This window comes from Mesorhizobium sp. M7A.F.Ca.CA.001.10.2.1, from assembly GCF_003998575.1.
Taxonomy (GTDB): Bacteria; Pseudomonadota; Alphaproteobacteria; order Rhizobiales; family Rhizobiaceae; genus Mesorhizobium.
The window spans coordinates 1-2,782 of sequence record NZ_RZQY01000740.1; the positions used below are offsets into that span (position 1 = coordinate 1).

Genomic DNA, 2,782 nt, shown 5'->3' on the forward strand with positions numbered 1-2,782 from the left:
CCTGTACATCCACAAAGCCCGGCGTCAGAAGGCCGCCGCCGGTGTCGACGACGCGGATATCCGAGGGGACGGCGCCCGTTGGCAAAATAGCCTCGACGAGACCGTCGCGCACGACAAGTGCGTGGCCTTCATGCCAGTCGTCGCCGTCGAAAATCCGGGCTCCAGTCAGGGCAAAGCGATCGCTCATACTGTCTCCGTCACCTTGCGAAGATTGCGCGGCGTGTCCGGGTCGAGACCGCGATGGCGGGCAAAGGCCTCGACGAACATGTAGAAGGAGACGATCAGCGTCAGCGGATCGGTCAGCGGGTGGCCAGTGGCGACATGCGGCAGGCGCACGGCGCGTTTGGCAAGCGCCGAGGTGACGAACACCGGCGCGCCCTTGGCCGCCAGGCTGTCGGCGGCCTCGGCAATGGACGGTTCGGAGGCGTCGCGCGCGGCCAGCGCCAGCACCGGAAAATCGGGACCGATCAGCGCCAGCGGGCCGTGCATGACCTCGGCGGCGCTGTAGGCCTCGGCATGCATGCCGCAGGTCTCCTTGAATTTCAGCGCCGCCTCATTGGCCATCGCCGCCGACGGTCCGCGGCCGAGGATGAACAGCGACTTCTGCTTCTCGATCGTCTCGGAGAGCACGCTCATCCAGTCGCAGGCGATCGCCTTGCCGAAATGCTCCGGCAGGCGGGCAAGTGCGGCCAACAGCGCGTCGTCGCCCGTGGCATGCGCCATCAGAGCGAGGCCAGCGACGGCCGAATTGATGAAGGTCTTCGTGGCCGCGACGCTGCGCTCGGGGCCGGCCAGGATATCGATCGCATAGTCCGAAGCACGCGCCAGCGGCGAATCGGCGGTGTTGGTGATGGCGACGGTCAGCGCGCCCCCCGCCCGCGCGGTTTCGGCCATGGCGACGATATCGGGGCTCTTGCCCGACTGCGAGATTGCCAGGCAGGCCGAGCCGGCCAGCCTGAGCTTGCGGCCGTAGATCGAGGCGATCGACGGTCCGACCGATGCGACGGCCAGGCCGGCGGTCAGCTCGACGGCGTATTTCATGAAGGTGGCGGCATGGTCGGACGAGCCGCGCGCCACGGTGACGACGAACTGCGGGTCACGTTCACGGATGCCGCGCCCGGCCTCTGTCAGCACGGCGCCGGAGCCGTCGAGCAGGCGGGCGACCGCTTGCGGGACCTCCTCGATCTCGCGCCGCATATGGGTCATTTCTGCCGACATGGTCGGCTTTGTCGTGCTCATGGTCGGCCCTCTTCGCTCGGCCCTGTCAGCCGCAGTTCGGCGACGAAATCATAGGCGTCGCCTCGGTAGATGGAGCGGGTGAATTCGATCACCTTGCCGCTCGCCAGATAGGAAATGCGTTCGATGTGCAGGCCGGCAATGCCTGGCGGCACTTCGAGCAGGCGCGCGTCGCTGTCGCCGAGATTGGCGGCGGAGATGCGCTGCACCGCCCGCACCGGCCGGTTGCCGGTCAATTCCAGCGCCGCGTAGAGCGAGGAACCTATATCGGCCGGATCGGGCAACACGCTGGCCGACAGCGAGGCGCGTTCGATCGCCAGCGGCGTGTCGTTGGCAATGCGCAGGCGCGCCACCCGCGCCACCAGTTCGCTCGACGACAGGCCGAGCACCATCATCTCGTCGGGCGAGGGCGCGTAAAGGCCGCGGTCGAGCCATGCCGAACGCACCGCCATGCCGCGCCGCGCCATGTCCTCGGTGAACGAGGTCAGCCGCGACAGCGACTGTTCGACACGCTCCATGCGCGGCGCCACGAAGGTGCCGGAGCCGTGGCGCTGCACCAGGATGCCGCCCTTGACCAGGTCCTGCACCGCCTTGCGCACGGTGACCCGCGAAATATCGGCCTTGGTGGCGATGTCGCGCTCGGAAGGCAGCGCGTCGCCCGGCCCGATGAGGCCGCGATTGACCGCGTCCTCGATGCTCTTGCGAAGCTGCAGATAAAGCGGCGCGCCGCTTTGCGCCTGATGTTTGAGCGTGGCGAAGATCTGGTCGGCGGCCTCGCTCATCGAGTTGCCTCCGCGTGTCCGGCGAAAAGGCGGACCGCTATCTGCACCGCGCCGCCCAGCGCGTCGTCGAGCGGCGGCTTCAGCAGCGCCCGGTAACGGGCAGACAGGCGCGGCGCGTAGAGCGGCGCCAGCCCGCCGAGCAGGCACAGCGGCGCGTCGTCGGCGAGATCGAGCGCGCCGAGCGAGGCTTCGACATCGGCGACCACCCTGTCGAGGATCCAGTTGGCGACGCTGTCACCCTTCTCGGCATGCTCGAACACCTTGGGTGCGAAGCCGCCGAAATCGCCCGGCTTGGCATTGGTGGTGAATTCGACGACATCCTCCGGGTTGTTGCGGAACACGGCCAGCATGCTCTGCGTCAGCGGCGAACCTTCGCGGACGCCGTCATAGGCAAGCAGGGTCTGTTCGAGCAGGTCGCGGCCGATACGGGCGCCGCTGCCCTGGTCGCCAACCTGGAAGCCCCAGCCGCCGATGGCCCGCGATTTGCCTTGTCTGCGCGCCATATAGGCGGTGCCGGTGCCGAGGATCGCCATGGCGCCGTCGCCGGAGCCGACAGCGCCTTCCAGTGCGATCTCGGCGTCGGTCTCGACGCGGCTGATGCTGAACGGCAGGATCGCTTCGAGCTGCTGCCGGTAGGTGCCGACATTGGCGCCGGCCAGCCCGAGAATGGCCGGCGTCTGCGGGATCAGTTCCGCATCCTGCCCGGCGGCGAGAAACGCCTGCCGCGCGGCCTCGACGATGTTCGAGCGGGCGCCGGTCAAGTC

General features: G+C 68.3%; 3 protein-coding genes and 1 pseudogene. All 4 read right to left on the reverse strand.

Going from position 1 to position 2,782, the window contains the following annotated elements; genetic code table 11:
• A pseudogene (locus EN964_RS30945) lies at window positions 1–187 on the reverse strand (N-acetylglucosamine-6-phosphate deacetylase); the annotation flags it as partial.
• Window positions 184–1,218 (reverse strand): SIS domain-containing protein, encoded by a 1,035-nt coding sequence (locus EN964_RS30950; protein WP_164748800.1) that lies wholly within the window; start codon window positions 1,216–1,218, stop codon window positions 184–186. The pseudogene EN964_RS30945 and the gene EN964_RS30950, both read right to left, overlap by 4 nt.
• 17 nt (window positions 1,219–1,235) lie before the next feature.
• Window positions 1,236–2,018 (reverse strand): GntR family transcriptional regulator, encoded by a 783-nt coding sequence (locus tag EN964_RS30955; protein WP_027040192.1) that lies wholly within the window; start codon window positions 2,016–2,018, stop codon window positions 1,236–1,238.
• A partial coding sequence (locus EN964_RS30960) for an N-acetylglucosamine kinase (RefSeq protein ID WP_127277165.1) occupies window positions 2,015–2,782 on the reverse strand: 768 nt, incomplete at its 5' end. The genes EN964_RS30960 and EN964_RS30955, both read right to left, overlap by 4 nt.